The organism is Pseudomonas poae RE*1-1-14, assembly GCF_000336465.1.
GTDB classification, from domain to species: Bacteria; Pseudomonadota; Gammaproteobacteria; order Pseudomonadales; family Pseudomonadaceae; genus Aquipseudomonas; species Aquipseudomonas poae.
In genome coordinates this window covers 99,914-118,775 of record NC_020209.1, presented here as the reverse complement: position 1 = coordinate 118,775, position 18,862 = coordinate 99,914, and the positions used below count along the sequence as shown (strand labels likewise).

Below are 18,862 nucleotides of genomic sequence, written 5' to 3'. Positions count from 1 at the left end.
ACGGAAGTTCCAGCTGATAATGACCTATTTCACGAATTTTTCACGCGCCAAATATTCGCACAACGCTCGGATATTTCCATAGTGTCGGTAGGATATTTCTCAGGTGACACAGATCACCACTGGTCCAGAACTGGGCTGGACGCGGATTACCGGTGGCCAAAAGGTCACGTTCGCCCAGTAACCGCTTGAGCTGGCGGGCCACGGCGGCACCGGTATCGATGAGGATGATGCTGGGCGGCAACATCTGCGCCAGCAGCGGCTTGAGGAAGGGATAATGCGTGCAGCCGAGGATAATGGTGTCGCAGCCGGCACTGAGCAGCGGCTCGACGTAACCCTGCAACAGCTGGCGCAGTGCCGGGCTCGCCAGGTCGCCGGTTTCAATCAGCTCCACCAGGCCCGGGCACGGCTGGGTGACCACTCGCACGTCGGTGGCGAAACGGTCAAGCAAAGCGGCGAATTTGGCGCTTTGCAGGGTGCCGGTGGTGGCGAGCACCCCGACTACGCCACTGCGGGTGGCGGCGGCGGCGGGCTTGACGGCGGGCTCCATGCCCACCAGCGGCCAGTCCGGGAAGTCCTGACGCAGGTCGGCCACCGCAGCCACCGTCGCGGTGTTGCAGGCAATCACGAACGCCTTGGCACCTTGACTGCGGAAAAACTCAGCCACCCGCCGCGAGCGTTCGAGAATGAACGCGGGGGTTTTCTCGCCGTAAGGAATATGTCCACAGTCGGCCACGTACAGCAGCGACTCGTGGGGCAGCAACTGTTGAATTTCGTCCAGCACCGACAGACCGCCGACGCCGGAATCGAACACGCCGATCGGCGCGTCCTTAAGCATGCGGCGCCCCGCACACGCCGCAACCAGGGTCGCGCTTGACGCGCAACTCGCGAAAACGCGTGGTCAAGGCATCGATCAGCAGCAAACGGCCCACCAGCGGCTCACCAAATCCGGCCAGCAGTTTCAGCGCCTCCAGAGCTTGCAGGCTGCCGACCAGCCCCACCAGCGGGCCGAGCACTCCGGCTTCGCTGCAGGTGAGTTCGGTATCGCTGCCATGCCCGTATAAACAGTGATAACAGGGGCTGTCGGCGCGGCGCGGGTCGAATACCGACAATTGCCCTTCCAGACGAATCGCTGCGCCGCTCACCAGTGGCCTGGCGGCGGCCACGCAGGCCGCATTGACCGCTTCGCGGGTGGCAAAGTTGTCGCTGCAATCGAGCACCACGTCCACCGCCGCCACGGCAGCGGCCAGGGAGTCGGCATCCAGCGCGCTGCGGTGGGTGACCAGTCTGACGTCAGGGTTGATGGCGGTCAGACGACGCACGGCCGAGTCGACCTTGGTCTGCCCGACGCTGTCGGTATCGTGAATGATCTGGCGTTGCAGGTTGGTCAGGTCGACCGTATCGAAGTCGGCCAGGTGCAGTTCGCCCACACCGGCTGCGGCAAGATAAAGTGCAACGGGTGCGCCCAGCCCCCCCAGGCCGACGATCAATGCGCGAGCGTTTTTCAGGCGCAACTGGCCCTCGATGTCGACATGCTGCAACATAATCTGCCGGCTGTAGCGCAACAGCTCCTGATCGGTCAGCACGGCCGTTGTCCCAGGCTGATGCGCTCGTGACCACCCAGGTCGATGCGGCTGTGCACGCCTTCGAACCCCTGGCTCAGCAGCAGATCGCGCACGGCCTGCGCCTGGTCGTAACCGTGTTCGAGCAAGAGCCAGCCACCGGCATTCAGGTAAGCCCCGGCCTGCTGAGTGATCAGGCGCAGATCGTCCAGGCCATCGCGGCCCGCCACCAGCGCGCTGGCCGGCTCGAAACGCACATCGCCCGCCACCAGATGCGGGTCGTTGTCGGCAATGTAGGGCGGGTTGCTGATGATCAGATCAAATGTATGACCGTCCAGGGCGCTGAACCAATGGCTGCTCAGCACCGTGGCATTGCCGAGGTGCAGGCGCTGGCGATTGCGCTCGGCCAGGGCCACGGCCTCCAGCACGCGATCAACGGCGGTCACCTGCCAGGCCGGGCGCTCGCTGGCCAGGGCCAGGGCGATGGCACCGCTGCCGGTGCCCAGGTCGAGCACCGTGGCGGGCGTGGCCGGCAGCAATTCCAGCGCGGCCTCCACCAGCAGTTCGGTGTCCGGGCGCGGAATCAGCGTGTGCGGCGCCACTTCCAGGTCCAGTTTCCAGAACCCCTGCTGGCCGAGGATATAGGCCACCGGTTCACCGGCTCGGCGCCGTTGCAGGTAACCGCCAAACGTGAGCGCCGCTTCGCTGCTGACGATTTTTTCCGGCCAGGTGTGCAGGTAGCTGCGCGACTTGCCCAGCGCAGCCGCCAGCAGCAGCTCCACATCCAGACGTGCAGTGGGCGAGTCCGGCAGGTCGGCGGCGCGCAGCAGGCTGGCGATGATGGTCATTTATTCACCAATGGCGGCGAGTTGATCGGCCTGGTATTCGGCCAGCAACGGCTCGATCACCGCATCCACACCGCCAGCGAGAATCTCGTCGAGGGAATAAAGGGTCAGGTTGACCCGATGATCGGTGACACGGCCCTGGGCAAAGTTGTAGGTGCGGATACGCTCGGAGCGATCGCCCGACCCCACCAGCAGCTTGCGCTCGCTGGCAATGGCGTTGGCGGCGGCGCTGGTCTGCTGATCGTTGAGCTTGGCTGACAGCCAGGACATGGCCCGCGCACGATTCTTGTGCTGGGAACGTTCTTCCTGGCATTCCACCACGATGCCGGACGGCAAGTGGGTGATGCGAATCGCCGAGTCGGTCTTGTTCACGTGCTGACCACCGGCGCCCGAGGAGCGGTAGGTGTCGACGCGCAGATCCGCCGGGTTGATCTCGATGGTTTCCTGCTCGTCCGGCTCGGGCAACACCGCCACGGTGCAGGCCGAGGTGTGGATACGGCCTTGGGACTCGGTCGCCGGCACTCGCTGTACCCGGTGCGCGCCGGACTCGAACTTGAGCTTGCCGTAGACGTTGTCGCCCTCGACCCGCGCGATGACTTCTTTATAGCCCCCGTGCTCACCTTCGTTTTCCGACAGGATCTCGACACGCCAGCCGCGCCGCTCGGCGTAGCGCGAGTACATGCGGAACAGGTCGCCGGAGAAAATGGCCGCTTCGTCGCCACCGGTGCCGGCACGGATTTCGAGAAATACGTTGCGCCCGTCGTTGGGGTCCCTGGGCAGCAGCATGCGTTGCAGGTCGCCTTCCAGCTCAGCCAGCTTTTCCTTGGCCTCGCGGACTTCTTCCACGGCCATTTCGCGCATGTCCGGGTCGTTATCCTTGAGCAGCGCCTGGGCGCCTTCGAGGTCGGCCTGCACTTTCAGCAAATTTTTGTAAGTGGCGACCACAGGCTCAACTTCGGCGTATTCCTTGGAATAGGCGCGGAATTTGGTCTGATCGGAAATGACTTCGCCATCGCCAAGCAAGGCGGTCAGTTCTTCGAAACGGTCCTGGAGCACGTCCAGTTTATTGAGCAGTGAGGCTTTCATTGCGGTTTTTTATCCGAAGAGCTGTCTGACGCGCCCTCACCGAGGGCAAAGAGTTCCTGAGCCATGGCCAACGCATCGAGGCGGCCTTCGGCAGTCAATTTTTTAAGCTGTACGCTGGGCGCATGGAGCAGCTTGTTGGTCAGGCCACGGGCCAGTTGCATCAGCACTTCGTCGGCGCCGCTGCCGTTGGCGAGCAGACGCTGGGCCTTGATCAATTCCTCATCGCGCAGGCGTTCGCCCTGTTGACGATAGGCCTTGAGCACGTCCACTGCCGCCAGTTCACGCAGGCGCACCATGAAATCTTCGGCGCCGACGCTGACCATCTCCTCGGCGGCCTGGGCAGCGCCCTGACGACTCTTGAGGTTTTCGGCGACCACTTCGTGCAGATCGTCGACGCTATAGAGGTAAACGTCGTCCAACTCGCCGACTTCGGGTTCGATATCCCGGGGAACGGCAATATCCACCATAAAAATCGGCTTGTGCTTGCGCAGCTTCAGCGCACTTTCCACCGCGCCCTTGCCCAGGATCGGCAATTGGCTGGCGGTGGAGCTGATCACGATATCACTGCGCACCAGTTCGGCTGGAATCTCGGACAGCAACACGGCGTGGGCGCCGAACTGCTCGGCCAGGCTGCTGGCGCGCTCAAGAGTGCGGTTGGCGACAACGATGCGCTGCACACCGAGTTCGTGCAGATGGCGGGCGACCAGCGTGATGGTCTCGCCGGCGCCGATCAGCAGGGCCTGGCTGCGCTGCAAGTCGCTGAAAATCTGTTTGGCCAGGCTGACGGCCGCAAAGGCGACGGACACTGGGTTTTCGCCGATGGCCGTATCGGTGCGTACCTGCTTGGCGGAATTGAACGTGGCCTGGAACAGACGCCCCAGCAGTGGGCCGACCGTGCCGGCCTCGCGCGCGACGGCATAGGCGGACTTCATCTGGCCGAGAATCTGCGGTTCGCCCAGCACCAGCGAATCGAGCCCGGAGGCGACGCGCATCATGTGACGAACAGCCGCATCCTCTTCATGCACGTATGCGCTGGCGCGCAGGTCGTCGAGGCTTAAATGGTGATAATCGGCAAGCCAGCGCAGCACCCCATCCGCCGACAGATGCTCCTGCTCTATGTAAAGCTCGCTGCGATTGCAGGTCGAAAGGATTGCAGCTTCGCGGCTGTCGGTGAGCCGGCAGAGCTGCTGCAAGGCCTCAACCAACTGCTCCGGCGTAAACGCCACGCGCTCGCGCACGTCTACAGAGGCAGTCTTGTGGTTAATACCGAGTGCGAGGAAGGCCATTCAATATCGCTGATGAGGTCGGGAAGCCGGCAATTGTCCTACTTCGAAAGATCCAGAACAACCACCGTCGTCTATTGTCCTAGTAGCTTGTGCCTATAAAGGCGCCCACTGAGACTCGGTTATGTTTGGCCGAAGGCTTGTGTCATGATGATCCGACCGCAGGTTAGTCGTCCTCTTCCTATATGAATAGATCCTCCGCGTTGCTCCTAGCTTTTGTCTTCCTCAGCGGCTGCCAGGCCATGGCACCCGTGTCGCCGGGCGATACGCCACCGGCTGAAGACACCGCCCCCGCCCCTGAAAAGCCCAAGGTCTACTCCTCGTTCAGTGAAGAAACGGTGTTCAGCCTGCTCAGCGCTGAACTGGCCGGGCAGCGCAATCGCTTCGATATTGCGCTGGATAACTACGTGACCCAGGCCATCAACACCCAGGACCCGGGGATTTCCGAACGGGCGTTTCGCATCGCCGAGTACCTCGGGGCCGACCAGGCGGCGCTGGACACTTCGCTGATCTGGGCGAAAAACGCGCCGGATGACCTCGAAGCGCAACGAGCCGCTGCTGTCCAGTTGGCGCGCGCCGGGCGCTACGACGACTCCATGGTCTATATGGAAAAAGTCCTCCAGGGCCAGGGCGACACGCACTTCGACTTCCTCGCACTGTCGGCCGCCGACACTGATCAGGACACGCGCAATGGTCTGATGAAAAGTTTCGACCGCCTGCTGCAAAAGCATCCGAAGAACAGCCAGCTGATTTTCGGCAAGGCCTTGCTGCTGCAACAGGATGATGAAGCCGAAGCCGCCCTGAAGCTGCTGGAACAGAACCCGCCGGAAGACGGTGAAATCGCGCCGATCCTGCTGCGTGCGCGCTTACTGCAGAACCTCAATCGCGGCAAGGAAGCGATTCCACTGCTGGAAAAAAGCATCAAGCGCTATCCGGAAGACAAGCGCCTGCGCCTGACTTACGCGCGCATGCTGGTGGAGCAGGATCGTATGGCGGACGCCAAAGTGCAGTTCGCCAATCTGGTCCAGCAGTACCCGGACGATGACGAATTGCGTTATTCCTTGGCACTGGTGTGCCTGGAAGCCAAGGCCTGGGATGAAGCCAAGGGCTATCTGGAAGAGCTGATCCAACGTGAGAGTCATGTGGATTCGGCGCACCTGAACCTGGGTCGCATCGCTGAAGAGCGCAACGATCCGCAGGCCGCCCTGCTCGAATATGCCCAGGTCGGCCCAGGCAACGATTACCTGCCGGCCCAGTTGCGCCAGGCCGACATCCTGATGAGCAACGGTCGTACCGACGAAGCGGAAAAACGCTTGGCGGCGGCGCGCGATGCCGAGCCGGACTACGCCATTCAGCTGTACCTGATCCAGGCCGAAACGCTGTCGGCCAACAAGCAGGGCGAACGCGCCTGGAAATTGCTGCAGCAAGCGTTGCTGCAATACCCCGACGACCTCAACTTGCTATACACCCGCGCCATGCAAGCGGAAAAGCGCAATGACCTGCCGCAGATGGAAAAAGACCTGCGCCTGATCATCAAGCGCGACCCGGACAACGCCATGGCCCTCAATGCCCTGGGCTACACCCTGTCCGACCGCACCACGCGCTATGCCGAGGCCAAGACCCTGATCGAGCAGGCCCACAAGCTCAACCCGGAAGACCCGGCCGTGCTCGACAGCCTGGGCTGGGTGAATTATCGCCTGGGCAACCTGGACGAGGCCGAACGCTTGCTGCGCCAGGCGCTGGAGCGTTTTCCCGATCAGGAAGTCGCTGCTCACTTGGGTGAAGTGCTGTGGGCCAGTGGCAAGCAGCGCGAAGCCCGGCAAGTCTGGGAAAAATTCCTCAAGGAACAACCCGAAAGCCCTATTTTGCGCGGCACCATCAAGCGCCTGACCGGATCCGAGACCCTTTAAGCTTATGTTCTTGCGCCACATTGTTGTATTCAGTCTTATTGCCCTGCTCGCCGGTTGCGCGGGCACAGGCAGCCGCGAATCCGTTGAGGGCCAGGGCGACCCGGCACAATGGCAACAGCACAAGGATAAGCTCGCCAGCATCGACGGTTGGCAGATCGAGGGCAAAGTCGGCGTTCGCGCGCCGAAAGACTCCGGCAGCGGCACCCTGTTCTGGCTGCAACGTCAGGATTACTACGACATCCGCCTGTCCGGCCCACTGGGCCGTGGCGCGGCACGCCTGACCGGCCGCCCTGGGCAGGTGAGCCTTGAGGTCGCCAATCAGGGCCGCTACGAGGCGACCTCTCCGGAAGAATTGCTGGAACAGCAGATCGGCTGGAAGTTGCCCGTGTCGCATTTGGTCTGGTGGGTGCGTGGGTTGCCGGCGCCCGACAGCAAGAGTCGCCTGAGCCTCAACGGTGACAGCCGACTGGCCACGCTGGAGCAGGATGGCTGGAAGGTCGAGTACTTGAGTTACGTTGAGCAAGGCGGCTACTGGCTGCCCGAACGCATCAAGCTGCATGGCACCGACCTTGAGGTCACGCTGGTGATCAAGGACTGGCAACCGCGCAAGCTGGGGCAGTGACGTGAGCGAACGCCTGACCCTGCCCTCCCCGGCCAAGCTCAACCTGATGTTGCACATTCTGGGTCGCCGTGAAGACGGCTACCACGAGCTGCAGACGCTGTTTCAATTTCTCGACTATGGCGACGAACTCACCTTTGCCGTGCGCGGCGACGGCGTGATCCGGCTGCACACGGAATTTGAAGGCGTGCCTCACGACAGCAACCTGATCGTGAAGGCAGCCCGCACACTTCAGGAACAATCCGGTTGCGCGCTGGGCATCGACATCTGGATTGACAAGATCCTGCCCATGGGCGGCGGTATCGGTGGCGGCAGTTCGAATGCGGCGACCACCCTGCTGGGGCTCAACCACCTGTGGCAACTGGACTGGGACCAGGATCGCCTGGCCGCGCTGGGCCTGACGCTGGGCGCCGATGTGCCGGTTTTCGTGCGTGGGCACGCGGCTTTTGCCGAGGGTGTGGGCGAGAAACTCAGCCCCGAATACCCCGACGAGCCGTGGTATGTCGTGCTTGTTCCGCAAGTATCTGTAAGTACAGCAGAAATTTTTTCAGATCCGCTGTTGACACGTAACTCTCCTCCCATTAAAGTGCGCCCCGTTCCCAAGGGAAACAGTCGAAATGACTGCTTGCCGGTTGTAGCAAGGCGTTATCCAGAAGTACGTAACGCTTTGAATTTGTTAGGTAAATTTACCGAAGCAAAATTAACCGGCACTGGAAGTTGTGTGTTTGGGGGCTTCCCAAGCAAAGCTGAAGCTGATAAAGTCTCGGCCCTTCTTACAGAGACCCTTACAGGGTTTGTAGCAAAGGGAAGCAACGTTTCGATGTTGCATCGCAAGCTGCAAAGTCTGCTCTAAAAGGAACCGAGTACTGGGTACTCGTTGCAACAGATACAGGGGCGTCGCCAAGCGGTAAGGCAGCAGGTTTTGATCCTGCCATGCGTTGGTTCGAATCCAGCCGCCCCTGCCATTTTCCTATACTCATCCAGGTTACCCTCAGCCTCTAGGTACTGCGCGTGTCCAAGATGATGGTCTTTACGGGGAACGCCAACCCCGATCTGGCTCGACGTGTCGTACGTCAGCTGCATATCCCTCTCGGTGACATCTCTGTCGGTAAATTCTCCGACGGCGAAATTACAGCCGAGATCAATGAAAACGTTCGCGGTAAAGACGTCTTCATTATTCAGCCGACCTGCGCGCCGACCAACGATAACCTGATGGAACTCGTCGTGATGGCTGATGCCTTCCGCCGCTCCTCAGCGACTCGAATTACAGCTGTAATCCCTTATTTTGGTTATGCCCGTCAGGATCGCCGTCCGCGTTCCGCACGTGTGGCCATCAGCGCGAAAGTCGTTGCTGACATGCTGACCGTGGTAGGCATCGACCGTGTACTCACGGTTGACCTGCACGCCGACCAGATTCAGGGATTCTTCGATATTCCGGTAGATAACATCTACGGCTCCCCCGTTCTGGTGGATGACATCGAAGACCAGCGCTTTGAAAACCTGATGATCGTGTCCCCGGACATTGGCGGCGTCGTGCGTGCACGGGCTGTTGCCAAATCCCTGGGCGTTGATCTCGGGATCATCGACAAACGCCGTGAGAAAGCCAATCACTCTGAAGTGATGCATATCATCGGTGATGTCGAAGGGCGTACCTGTATTCTGGTTGATGACATGGTCGACACCGCCGGCACTCTGTGCCATGCGGCAAAAGCCTTGAAAGAGCACGGTGCGGCCAAAGTCTTCGCCTACTGCACGCACCCTGTGCTGTCGGGCCGGGCGATCGAGAACATCGAAAATTCCGTGCTGGATGAGCTGGTGGTGACCAACACCATCCCGCTGTCCGCCGCCGCTCAAGCCTGTGCGCGTATCCGTCAACTGGATATCGCACCGGTCGTTGCCGAGGCGGTTCGCCGTATCAGCAATGAAGAATCGATCAGCGCGATGTTCCGTTAAGGCTCCGGCCTTGGCGACATCAACCTGACGAAAAGCGCCCCGCCCCAGCACTCTGTTGGGGCGGGGCTTTTTTGCCCATATCGCCTTTAGCGCTGGTCGCAAACGCTGGGGCGAATGTGGTTAATTTGGAGATACAACATGAACGATTTTACTTTGAATGCTGAACTGCGTTCCGACCTGGGGAAAGGTGCGAGCCGCCGCCTGCGTCGTCTCGCAAGCCTGGTTCCAGCTGTAGTCTACGGTGGCGACAAAGCCCCTGAGTCCATCAGCATGCTGGCCAAAGAAGTTGCCAAACTGCTCGAAAACGATGCTGCCTACAGCCACGTTATCGAACTGAACGTTGGCGGCAAGAAGCAGAACGTTATCATCAAGGCTCTGCAGCGCCACCCGTCCAAGGGTCACGTCCTGCACGCTGACTTCATCCGCGTTGTAGCCGGCCAGAAACTGACCGCTATCGTGCCTGTACACTTCATCGGTGAAGAAGCTCCGGTCAAGAAAGGCGGCGTTGTATCGCACACCACTACCGAACTGGAAGTGACCTGCCTGCCGAAAGACCTGCCTGAGTTCATCGAAGTCGACCTGTCGGCTGCTGAAATCGGCACCATCATTCACTTGTCCGACCTCAAGGCCCCTAAAGGCGTTGAGTTCGTTGCACTGGCTCACAACGACGACAAGGCTGTTGCCAACGTCCACGCGCCACGTGTTGTAGAAGAAGATGATGCTGCTGAAGGCGAAACCGCTGCAGAGTGATGCACTCTGCAACGTCGGAGCTTGAGGAAACATCGCGGACCGGAACGTAGCGAGAAAGCGGGCGATAACGCGAAGTTTATCTCTGGATAAGTGAGCTCCTGTCGTCCTCTTTCGCCGCACACCTGGCGCGGCGATGTTATCCACAACTCCAAAGGAAGGGCCCCTGTCGTGACTGCCATCAAACTGATCGTTGGCCTGGGAAATCCAGGCGCCGAATACGAACAGACCCGGCATAACGCGGGGGCCCTTTTTGTTGAGCGTATTGCCCACGCCCAAGGTGTCAACCTTGCGGCTGATCGCAAATATTTTGGCCTGACCGGTCGCTTTTCGCACCAGGGTCAGGATGTTCGTCTGCTGATTCCCACCACCTACATGAACCGCAGCGGCCAGGCCGTGGCGGCGCTTGCGGGGTTCTTTCGGATCAAACCCGAAGAGATCCTGGTGGCCCATGACGAACTGGACCTGCCACCCGGCGTCGCCAAGCTCAAGCTGGGTGGCGGGCATGGCGGGCACAATGGTCTGCGCGACATCATTGCGCAGTTGGGGAATCAGAATAATTTCTACCGCCTGCGGCTCGGCATTGGCCACCCGGGCGTTGCCAGTATGGTTTCAAATTTCGTCCTGGGTCGTGCGCCACGCGCCGAACAGGAAAAACTCGATGCCAGCATCGACTTTGCCCTCGGCGTGCTGCCGGATATCTTCGCCGGTGAATGGAACCGCGCGATGAAAAACCTGCACAGCCAGAAGGCCTGACTCTTACCGAGGGGAAACACCATGGGATTCAATTGCGGCATCGTCGGCCTGCCCAACGTCGGCAAATCCACCTTGTTCAACGCTTTGACCAAGTCCGGTATTGCGGCGGAGAACTTCCCCTTCTGCACCATCGAACCCAATAGCGGTATCGTGCCGATGCCGGACCCGCGCCTTGACGCCCTGGCGGCGATCGTCAACCCCAAGCGCGTCTTGCCGACCACCATGGAGTTCGTCGACATCGCAGGCCTGGTGGCAGGCGCGTCGAAAGGTGAAGGCCTGGGCAACAAGTTTCTGGCCAACATCCGTGAAACCGATGCCATTGCCCACGTGGTCCGCTGCTTTGAAGACGAGAATGTGATTCACGTCTCCAACAGCGTGGACCCGAAGCGCGACATCGAGATCATCGACCTGGAACTGATCTTTGCCGACCTCGACAGCTGCGAGAAGCAACTGCAGAAAGTTGCACGCAATGCCAAGGGTGGTGACAAGGACGCAGTGGTGCAGAAAGGCCTGCTGGAGCAGTTGATCGCACACTTCACCGAAGGCAAGCCGGCACGCAGCCTGATGAAAAACATGGGCGTCGACGAGAAAGCGGTGATCAAAGGCTTCCACCTGTTGACCACCAAGCCGGTGATGTACATTGCCAACGTTGCCGAAGACGGCTTTGAGAACAACCCGCTGCTCGACGTGGTCAAGGCTATTGCCGACGAAGAAGGCGCCATTGTCGTTCCAGTGTGCAACAAGATCGAGGCGGAAATCGCCGAGCTTGATGACGGCGAAGAAAAAGACATGTTCCTCGAGGCCCTGGGCCTGGAAGAGCCTGGCCTTAACCGTGTGATCCGTGCCGGCTACGAAATGCTCAACCTGCAGACCTACTTCACCGCTGGCGTTGAAGAAGTGCGCGCGTGGACCGTCAAGGTTGGCGCCACCGCGCCACAGGCTGCCGGCGTGATCCACACCGACTTCGAAAAAGGCTTTATCCGCGCCGAAGTGATCGCCTACAACGACTTCATCCAGTACAAGGGAGAAGCGGGCACCAAGGAAGCCGGTAAATGGCGCCTGGAAGGCAAGGAATACATCGTCAAGGATGGCGACGTAATGCACTTCCGTTTCAACGTGTAAACATTACCTGCGGTGCTGACCGCAACTAAAAAAGCCGATGCACTGCATCGGCTTTTTTGTGCGCGGCTGTTCAGGTAAAAAATTTAACGCGTGAGCCTGCGGTAAGAATAAAACATATCCCTATCTAGTTTCTCCTACATCATTCGCGCGAGCTCCTACTTCAAGACCCGCGTGCGGAAACTATAATTTGCACGCCACAGACATGCAGTTGATGACTGCTTTCTCAATAGCCTATTAATAGTGGAGTACCCTTTTGATGCCGGACTCCTTTCCTGGAGAAATTGAAAAAGATTTCTCATTCCTGGAAGGCTCAGACATTGAAAGCACGCTTCATCGTACTGCGCCACTCAATATAGATATCCTGTTACTCGGGGAAACCGGCACAGGCAAGGATACGCTGGCCCAACGAATACATTACTTGTCGGGACGACGAGGTAACTTCGTTGCCGTGAACTGTGCGGCCATTCCCGAAAGTCTCGCAGAAAGCCAACTGTTCGGAGTCAACAGCGGCGCGTTCACCGGGGCGATGCAGTCGCGAGCCGGCTTTGTTGAGGCGGCCCATCTGGGCACTCTTTACCTCGATGAGATCGACAGTATGCCTTTGAGCCTGCAGGCCAAACTGCTGCGTGTGCTGGAGTCGCGCGGCGTGGAACGCCTGGGCTCGACGCGCTTCATTCCTGTGGACATGCGGGTCATCGCTTCCGCCCAGCATTCGCTGCATGCGATGGTCGAACAGGGCACTTTCAGGCGCGATCTGTTCTTTCGCTTGAATGTCGTGACTATCCAGCTTCCGGCCCTGCGGGACCAGCGAGAAAGGATCGTTCCACTGTTCTTGCAGATGGTCCGGCAAGAAGCCGAGCTTTTCGAATGCCCTGCGCCGACGCCCACCGCCGAGCTGTTGCAACAACTGTTGTGCCAATCCTGGTTGGGCAATATCCGGGAACTACGCTCGACGGCCAAGCGATTCGTACTGGGCCTGCCACCGCTTTCCCCGCCACTGAGCAAGCCGCAAGGCAATGAAATGAGCCTGAAAGCGCGTCTGCAGGAAATCGAAAAAGCACTGATCGAAGAATCAATGCAGCGCAACGACCGCTGCGTGGATCGCGTGGCTATTGAGATGGGCATTGCCAAGCGCACGCTCTACCACCGAATGAAGCAGCTTGCCATCTAGAGCAGCGTAAGTAATTTCCCTTATGACGGTACTTTTGGTTTTCCACTCGTCATCCATTACGCCGAAATAATTTTAGACACATCATCAGCACGCCCCATTGGAACGCTTCACTTCTCCCCCACCACGAAGGAAATGAGCACTTCAAAACAGCTCAAAAACTACCGGTAGTGAATGAACACTATCAAATTTCATTACTGCTCAAGAGGTGAACTATGTCTGTAGGTGGCCTGGGTACAAGCCCACAAGATATCGCAGCAAAAGGCATCGACGAACAAAAGAAGTGGGAAGCGGTAAAGAAAGCGAAAGAAGGCGCAGAGAATGAAAAATTCTCTGCCGCGATAGCCAATATCAAATCCATTCGTTTTTAAGCAGTGCTGTCCTCTCAACGCATGCGTTGAGAGGACTTCCCTTCAATTTGTGCTAACCGCACTCGATGCCCACAAGAGAGAAACGAATGATCATCCCCCCCTCAGAGTTCGCAACAAGCGGAAAAATCACCACTCGCTCGGACATACCTGCTCTGAACGATCGGGCGTCTGACGTTAATTTTTTTCTCTCCGAAATACACCAGACCGCCACACCAGATAACGGAACCCTGCGCGCCGTCGCTTCTTCCGAATCGACCTGGCCCGCAACCGAGTCGACGACGATAGCGCGACAACTGTCCAAAGGGTTTCGTGATGCAAGCCAGAACAGGCAGACAACAGAGGCGAGCAAGTTTCCCCAACTGCTCGCCGAGTCGCACGTAAACGTGATGTCCCAGATCAAGGTCGTTGGCGCCATCGCGAAAGCCTGCGACAAAATCTCAAGCATGGGGTAGAGGCATGTATCGCCGTCTAAGCACCCTATTATTGATTTTATTGGCACTGACGCTGTCGGGCTGCGGTGAAAGTGTCGAACTGCATCGCAATATCTCCGAACAGGAGGCCAATGAAATCATTGCGGAACTGGCGGATAAACAAATCCGTGCTCAAAAGATTCAGGGAAAAGACGGCGTCGCCGTTCGCGTCAAAGCCAGTGACATCAATCGCGCCGTTCGGACACTGGACGCTGTGGGACTTCCCAAGGTGACGCGCTCTACCCTGGGAGAGATCTTTCGCAAGGAGGGGGTCATCTCTACCCCTCTGGAAGAGCGCGCACGCTATATATATGCGTTGTCCCAGGAGCTGGAGGCGACCTTGTCCAACATAGATCTGAGGGGTGGAAGTCGTTAGTAAATCCTGTACAGTCCGCGCCACCTTGTGACCCACTCTGGAACAGCGTCTTCCATGCTTCACAAGGCAATTCATTGGAAGAGGTTTAAGGCAGCGGCATGAGGCTGGTATTCGCAACAAAAGACCTAGCACTAGCAGGTCGATCCTTTGAAGGTTTTCCGTTACTGATTGGATCAGAGGGATTGCCAGTCGAGCCAGCTCAATCCTTCCTTTGGCACACGCTTATCGAGTCAGGTGAGGCCCTAAGCGGTTTGACTTGGGAAGCCTATGGACGGCGTCTGTACGATTACTTTGCATTCCTGGAAGCCAATGGTCTGGCTTGGGATGAGGAAAGCCTGGCCCACGGTATGAGTGTTCTGTCGAGGTATAGGGATTGGTCGAGCGGAGAATTGGCACTCGATTCCGGCACGGTGAACAATCGCCTGGCCTTGATCGTTAGGTTCTACCGATGGGCAAAGCAGCGCAACCTGATAACCATGCTGCCCTTTGGTGAGAAAAGGGTAAGAGCGGGCAAGCATTCCGGTCTTCTCAGTCATATCGCTCGTCCCGGAGCTGAGAGCACGAAAGTTTCGGTGATGGTTCGCGACCGAAAGCGCTTAACGAAATTCCTGACCAAGGATGAGGTCAAGGTATGCCTTGCCCTGGATACCGATCCAAGTCACCAGATATTGTTCCACCTGATGGTGCGTACTGGCCTTCGCTCCTGTGAAGCAAGGTCTTTTCCACTCAAATATGTATTCAACCCTAGGTTGAAGAAGGGACTGCGCCAAGGGCAAATGATCAATGTTGCTCTTGACCCTTCAGACATGCATATCAAATACGATCGCCCTAGAACTATTGACGTCCCATGGTCGCTGATGGAAAACATGTGGTCTTATTCCCTCCATCAGCGAGAGGTTCGTAAGCCCAATGGCAATGCAAATGTTACCGCATTGCTGCTGACTAATGAAGGTCGGCATTATTCAAAAGATTCCGTGGTGGACGTTATGAAGTCCTATGAGCGAAAGTGCGGCTTCTATGTTAGGGCCCATATGCTACGCCACACCTATGGGACTTATACCTTGCTTGCTCTCCGGAAAAGCAAAGAATTTGAAGGGGAGCCGCTGTTGTATGTCAGAGATAGGTTAGGGCATTCAGATGTGCAAACAACGATGATTTACTTGCACCTTATCAATCAGCTTGAGGCTCAATCCGTCCTTGCGCATGAAGACGAAATTGACATGATGTTCATGGCTGATTCCACTAAGCGCATCTGAGGTAGTTACATTGGCTCGGAAAAAAAATTATACGGCGGCACTGCAATCAGTTACGAAAGGATTCGAGGCTGTTGAAGACAGCATCAAGATTGATTTGCCGAGAAATCCTCGAAGTTATAGGCAGATAGACCATTCTCAATACCTAGGCTTGGGTTTCGATGCTTGGGCAACTCAAAGTATTCACGTTATCAGAGCGTTGCTGAAAAGTGGGAATTTTTCTGTATCCACTTTGATTGGTTACTCTGCAAATGGGCTGAGATACTTTTTGAGTTTTCTATGTGGAGGCTCACTTAAATCGCCACCTGCAACGCCTAACGACCTAACTAAGCGCGACTTAGAACGTTATATCTCTTGGCTCAAAATCAAGTACCCCAACGGCTCGACAGCTAAGAATCAATACACCAGCTTTAAGTCTTTGATCGTCGTGTTGGCCGATTATGGTTTTATAGAGGCCGCTACTGATAAACTCTTGCCACCGAACCCATTCCCCGACAATGCGAAAAACATAAAAGATGCAGATCCGCTTACCATGGGAGAAATGCAAAGACTGCTCAGGGCATTAAAGTCAGATCTTGTTTCTATCCATAAAGGCATGTTCCTTGGCAATGGGGCAGAGTCAATGGCAGTGATGTTACTAATTACAGCGGCGAGGTCAGGCATTAATACGACGCCACTATTAGAAATGACGAGGGACGCCCTAAAGCCTCACCCGTTTGTGCCAAATCTCAGATTGATAACTACTATCAAGCGTCGAGGTACAGGCGCGCAGATTAAAACGATACGGCAAACTAATCTGGTAGATAAGTACAGCGCCATTCCACTCGACGGAGTTGCAGTCTTGAATAAGGCTCTTGAGATAAGCAAGCCGCTCGTCGCACTGGCATCCGAAGATATCAGTCCGTATGTGTGGTTGTATCGGTCGGGTCAGCGGGGTGCAGCAAATAAAATTGTTGTCCTTACGTCCGGCACTTTATCCTTGTCTACCAAAAATATTTGTGAGCGTCATGCACTCCTAGACGATCAAGGTAATCGACTCCATGTCTCGCTTAGTCGCCTACGGAAGACAATGGAAAGCCGTTTGTGGAAGCTCAGCGGAGGGGACATTCTTGAAGTTTCCTCTGTCATGGGGCATACACCACAGGTTGCAGATAACCACTACTTGAAAATCAACGATGAAATCAAAACTGAGGGCGCGACTTTCATCGGTGAGATTTTTCCAGACAGGCTCCGCGGGATCAACATCACGCCTACCCCGCTAGGTGGTTGCCAAGACGGTCTCTACGGTAGTCGAGCACCGAAGGATGGCGTCAATCACTGTGCTGATTTTATCCATTGCCTCGGTTGCCCCAGCTATGCAATTGTGGGAACGCTTGAAGACTTGTACAGATTATTCAGTTACCAAAAATTCCTTTATGCAGAAGTTGAATACTTTCTCTCCGACGAGTGGGATACATGGCGCACCCGCCAATTTTCCTACATCCGAATAATAGACGATTTCACATCCAAAAAATTTGATCTTGCATTAGTTTTGCAAGCGAAGGCCCAGGCTGAATCAACCCCGCATTTGTTCTGGGCAAAAAAAATTGAATTCATGAAGAAAAAGTTGGACGGTGAGTTTTGATCATAAAAAAAACGATCGAGGCATTAAAGGCATATGATGTTCTTATCGCGCAACCAGTTACAGCGAGTGGTCTAAGCTCCGCGGATCGGGATGCCATCGTGATCAGCGCTATCATTAATGACGACGGAGAAACGTTGGTTCTCAGCAGGTTTGGCGATGCACAGTGGGACTTTCGTCCATTTTTTAAGCAAGCTAATGTTTCTCACTGCTTTAAATTCGTCAACTGGGACATGAATATGCCTCGGGCGCTTATTGACGACTGCAAATCAGTTGCCTACGCTTGGTTTAAAAGAGGCATGCCTAGCTCTAAACCTCCTATTGCACGGGGTGTCACTACGTTCGCCGTTGCCAGCGTGATGCCTTTTGTTCGTTGGTTAAACGATTTAGGCGTTTCAAATTTCGCAGAAGTTCGTGCAATACATATCAGCAATTATGTTTATCATTGCAGGGATGAGTTAAAGCTAAGGCCTCTACCCCTCTATGGGCGATTACGGATTATTGATTTTCTTTGGGTATTTTCCACTGATACAATTTTTCCACTTCAGAGTTATCCTTGGGGTAATTCGACGCTATGGCGGACTTGCGGAATTGCGAATGTAAAAGGCTTGGATGCCACCAATAAAAATGTTGGACGGACAGATATCATTCCTTCAGCGGAACAATCTAGGATTTTCAATTATTGCGAAAGGGTTGTTCTGGAGATGAGGGCCGAACTGGCTATCAACGGCGTTGGTTATCACCCCAGCAAGCCGTGCTGACGCACGACGTCGTTCACGCCGACGAGACGCCGGTACAAATGCTGACGCCTGGTGCGAAAAAAACTCATCGCGCTTACGTCTGGGCCTATGCCACCAGTCAGTTCTCCAACCTGGCGGCGGTCGTTTACGACTTCAGCCCGAGCCGCGCTGGCGAACATGCCCGAGCCTTCTTGGGCAGTTGGAACGGCAAGCTGGTCTGCGATGACTTTGCCGGCTACAAGGCAGGCTTTGAACTGGGCGTTACGGAGATCGGCTGCATGGCCCATGCCCGCCGGAAGTTCTTCGACTTGCACGTGACCAACAAGAGCCAGGTCGCCGAAAAAGCGCTGAACTACATCGCGGCCTTGTACGAAGCTGAACGAGAAGTCCGAGAGCTGGAGCCGGGTGATCGGCAGCGAATACGGCAGGAAAAAGCAGCGCCAATCGCCGACGCACTTCATACCTGGATGATCGCCCAAAGACAGCTTGTGCCTGAGGGTTCGGCCATCGCCAAGGCGCTGGATTACAGTCTCAAACGCTGGATAGCGCTGACGCGCTATCTCGATGACGGTGCCGTGCCCATCGATAATAACTGGTGCGAGAATCAAATCCGGCCGTGGGCTCTTGGGCGTTCGAACTGGCTGTTCGCGGGATCGTTACGCAGCGGTAAACGTGCAGCGGCGATCATGAGTTTGATCCAATCGGCGCGACTCAACGGCCATGATCCGTATGCTTATTTGAAGGACGTCCTCACGCGCCTGCCGACGCAGCGGGCAAGTGAGATTGCGGAGCTACTACCGCATAGGTGGCGACCGGTTTAGTTGCGCAAGACGGGATGCCCGGACGCACCTCCAACTGGTGCCATTACCGGTCTACTTAGCCTTTATGCTGGTTATCCATGCATTCCTCCCTACAGCTTCGCCCGGTTCAGCCGATAGTTTTCGTACCAAGAGAAGCGCGGCAATTCGATCCTGTAACAAAGG

The 18,862-nt window shown here is 56.8% G+C and carries 18 protein-coding genes, 1 tRNA gene and 2 pseudogenes; 16 read left to right on the top strand and 5 right to left on the bottom strand.

The features are described 5' to 3' along the window. Nucleotides 1–40: 40 nt before the first annotated feature. From murI to hemA, 5 genes are read right to left on the bottom strand one after another with little or no spacing between them, the layout of a single operon-like run. Nucleotides 41–835, bottom strand: a complete 795-nt coding sequence (gene murI, locus H045_RS00530; RefSeq protein ID WP_004372447.1) for a glutamate racemase — start codon at nucleotides 833–835, stop codon at nucleotides 41–43. Then, nucleotides 828–1,583: a molybdopterin-synthase adenylyltransferase MoeB gene (locus H045_RS00525; protein ID WP_015371125.1), complete on the bottom strand. Its 756-nt coding sequence runs from the start codon at nucleotides 1,581–1,583 to the stop codon at nucleotides 828–830. The genes murI and H045_RS00525 overlap by 8 nt, the downstream gene beginning before the upstream one ends. Beyond that, nucleotides 1,577–2,407 (bottom strand): peptide chain release factor N(5)-glutamine methyltransferase, encoded by an 831-nt coding sequence (gene prmC / locus H045_RS00520; RefSeq protein ID WP_015371124.1) that lies wholly within the window; start codon nucleotides 2,405–2,407, stop codon nucleotides 1,577–1,579. Before prmC ends, H045_RS00525 begins: the two co-directional genes overlap by 7 nt. Beyond that, nucleotides 2,408–3,490, bottom strand: a complete 1,083-nt coding sequence (gene prfA, locus H045_RS00515; RefSeq protein ID WP_004372454.1) for a peptide chain release factor 1 — start codon at nucleotides 3,488–3,490, stop codon at nucleotides 2,408–2,410. Further along, complete coding sequence (gene hemA / locus H045_RS00510; RefSeq protein ID WP_015371123.1) at nucleotides 3,487–4,776, bottom strand: glutamyl-tRNA reductase; 1,290 nt, start codon at nucleotides 4,774–4,776, stop codon at nucleotides 3,487–3,489. Before hemA ends, prfA begins: the two co-directional genes overlap by 4 nt. A gap of 182 nt (nucleotides 4,777–4,958) precedes the next feature. On the opposite strand from hemA, the gene H045_RS00505 reads away from it, so the two are divergent. The 16 genes and pseudogenes from H045_RS00505 to H045_RS00440 form a co-directional block, all read left to right on the top strand. Then, on the top strand, nucleotides 4,959–6,683 hold the full coding sequence (locus H045_RS00505; RefSeq protein ID WP_015371122.1) for a tetratricopeptide repeat protein: 1,725 nt from the start codon (nucleotides 4,959–4,961) through the stop codon (nucleotides 6,681–6,683). A gap of 4 nt (nucleotides 6,684–6,687) precedes the next feature. Then, on the top strand, nucleotides 6,688–7,305 hold the full coding sequence (gene lolB, locus H045_RS00500) for a lipoprotein insertase outer membrane protein LolB (protein WP_015371121.1): 618 nt from the start codon (nucleotides 6,688–6,690) through the stop codon (nucleotides 7,303–7,305). A gap of 1 nt (nucleotide 7,306) precedes the next feature. After that, nucleotides 7,307–8,155, top strand: a complete 849-nt coding sequence (ispE, locus tag H045_RS00495) for a 4-(cytidine 5'-diphospho)-2-C-methyl-D-erythritol kinase (RefSeq protein ID WP_015371120.1) — start codon at nucleotides 7,307–7,309, stop codon at nucleotides 8,153–8,155. Between the two features lie 37 nt (nucleotides 8,156–8,192). Beyond that, nucleotides 8,193–8,267: transfer RNA gene (locus tag H045_RS00490), tRNA-Gln, on the top strand. A 46-nt stretch (nucleotides 8,268–8,313) separates the two neighbouring features. Further along, the gene (locus H045_RS00485) at nucleotides 8,314–9,255 is read left to right on the top strand and encodes a ribose-phosphate pyrophosphokinase (protein WP_003171603.1); all 942 of its coding nucleotides are present in this window, start codon (nucleotides 8,314–8,316) and stop codon (nucleotides 9,253–9,255) included. Nucleotides 9,256–9,393: 138 nt separating this feature from the next. Then, a complete protein-coding gene (locus tag H045_RS00480; protein WP_004372493.1) occupies nucleotides 9,394–10,005 on the top strand; it encodes a 50S ribosomal protein L25/general stress protein Ctc in 612 nt (203 codons plus the stop codon). 168 nt (nucleotides 10,006–10,173) lie between these two features. Beyond that, on the top strand, nucleotides 10,174–10,758 hold the full coding sequence (gene pth, locus H045_RS00475; protein WP_003171596.1) for an aminoacyl-tRNA hydrolase: 585 nt from the start codon (nucleotides 10,174–10,176) through the stop codon (nucleotides 10,756–10,758). Nucleotides 10,759–10,779: 21 nt separating this feature from the next. Beyond that, nucleotides 10,780–11,880: a redox-regulated ATPase YchF gene (gene ychF / locus H045_RS00470; protein ID WP_004372498.1), complete on the top strand. Its 1,101-nt coding sequence runs from the start codon at nucleotides 10,780–10,782 to the stop codon at nucleotides 11,878–11,880. 256 nt (nucleotides 11,881–12,136) lie between these two features. Further along, nucleotides 12,137–13,051 (top strand): sigma 54-interacting transcriptional regulator, encoded by a 915-nt coding sequence (locus H045_RS00465; RefSeq protein WP_081602863.1) that lies wholly within the window; start codon nucleotides 12,137–12,139, stop codon nucleotides 13,049–13,051. 212 nt (nucleotides 13,052–13,263) lie between these two features. Continuing rightward, complete coding sequence (locus tag H045_RS24960) at nucleotides 13,264–13,419, top strand: hypothetical protein (RefSeq protein WP_157169944.1); 156 nt, start codon at nucleotides 13,264–13,266, stop codon at nucleotides 13,417–13,419. A gap of 86 nt (nucleotides 13,420–13,505) precedes the next feature. Beyond that, nucleotides 13,506–13,871 carry a hypothetical protein gene (locus H045_RS00460; RefSeq protein ID WP_015371118.1) on the top strand — a complete coding sequence of 122 codons (366 nt, stop codon included), beginning with the start codon at nucleotides 13,506–13,508 and terminating at the stop codon, nucleotides 13,869–13,871. 4 nt (nucleotides 13,872–13,875) lie between these two features. Next, nucleotides 13,876–14,244 (top strand): annotated as a pseudogene (locus tag H045_RS24200) (type III secretion system inner membrane ring lipoprotein SctJ); the annotation flags it as partial. Between the two features lie 119 nt (nucleotides 14,245–14,363). Next, complete coding sequence (locus H045_RS00450) at nucleotides 14,364–15,521, top strand: tyrosine-type recombinase/integrase (RefSeq protein WP_041931408.1); 1,158 nt, start codon at nucleotides 14,364–14,366, stop codon at nucleotides 15,519–15,521. Nucleotides 15,522–15,531: 10 nt separating this feature from the next. Next, the gene (locus tag H045_RS00445; protein WP_041931407.1) at nucleotides 15,532–17,142 is read left to right on the top strand and encodes a hypothetical protein; all 1,611 of its coding nucleotides are present in this window, start codon (nucleotides 15,532–15,534) and stop codon (nucleotides 17,140–17,142) included. A 98-nt stretch (nucleotides 17,143–17,240) separates the two neighbouring features. Then, entirely contained in the window at nucleotides 17,241–17,900 is a 660-nt protein-coding gene (locus H045_RS24195; protein WP_244159687.1) for a hypothetical protein, read from the top strand. Next, nucleotides 17,849–18,700 (top strand): annotated as a pseudogene (locus H045_RS00440) (IS66-like element ISPsy43 family transposase); the annotation flags it as partial. The gene H045_RS24195 and the pseudogene H045_RS00440, both read left to right, overlap by 52 nt. Nucleotides 18,701–18,862: the final 162 nt, after the last annotated feature.

Coding starts and splice junctions, on each gene's coding strand:
- H045_RS00505 (WP_015371122.1), top strand. CDS start 4,959: ATGAATAGATCCTCCGCGTTGCTCCTAGCTTTTGTCTTCCTCAGCGGC.
- H045_RS00450 (WP_041931408.1), top strand. CDS start 14,364: ATGAGGCTGGTATTCGCAACAAAAGACCTAGCACTAGCAGGTCGATCC.
- lolB (WP_015371121.1), top strand. CDS start 6,688: ATGTTCTTGCGCCACATTGTTGTATTCAGTCTTATTGCCCTGCTCGCC.
- H045_RS24960 (WP_157169944.1), top strand. CDS start 13,264: ATGTCTGTAGGTGGCCTGGGTACAAGCCCACAAGATATCGCAGCAAAA.
- ychF (WP_004372498.1), top strand. CDS start 10,780: ATGGGATTCAATTGCGGCATCGTCGGCCTGCCCAACGTCGGCAAATCC.
- H045_RS00465 (WP_081602863.1), top strand. CDS start 12,137: ATGCCGGACTCCTTTCCTGGAGAAATTGAAAAAGATTTCTCATTCCTG.
- H045_RS00460 (WP_015371118.1), top strand. CDS start 13,506: ATGATCATCCCCCCCTCAGAGTTCGCAACAAGCGGAAAAATCACCACT.
- murI (WP_004372447.1), bottom strand. CDS start 835: ATGCTTAAGGACGCGCCGATCGGCGTGTTCGATTCCGGCGTCGGCGGT.
- prfA (WP_004372454.1), bottom strand. CDS start 3,490: ATGAAAGCCTCACTGCTCAATAAACTGGACGTGCTCCAGGACCGTTTC.
- prmC (WP_015371124.1), bottom strand. CDS start 2,407: ATGACCATCATCGCCAGCCTGCTGCGCGCCGCCGACCTGCCGGACTCG.
- hemA (WP_015371123.1), bottom strand. CDS start 4,776: ATGGCCTTCCTCGCACTCGGTATTAACCACAAGACTGCCTCTGTAGAC.
- H045_RS00480 (WP_004372493.1), top strand. CDS start 9,394: ATGAACGATTTTACTTTGAATGCTGAACTGCGTTCCGACCTGGGGAAA.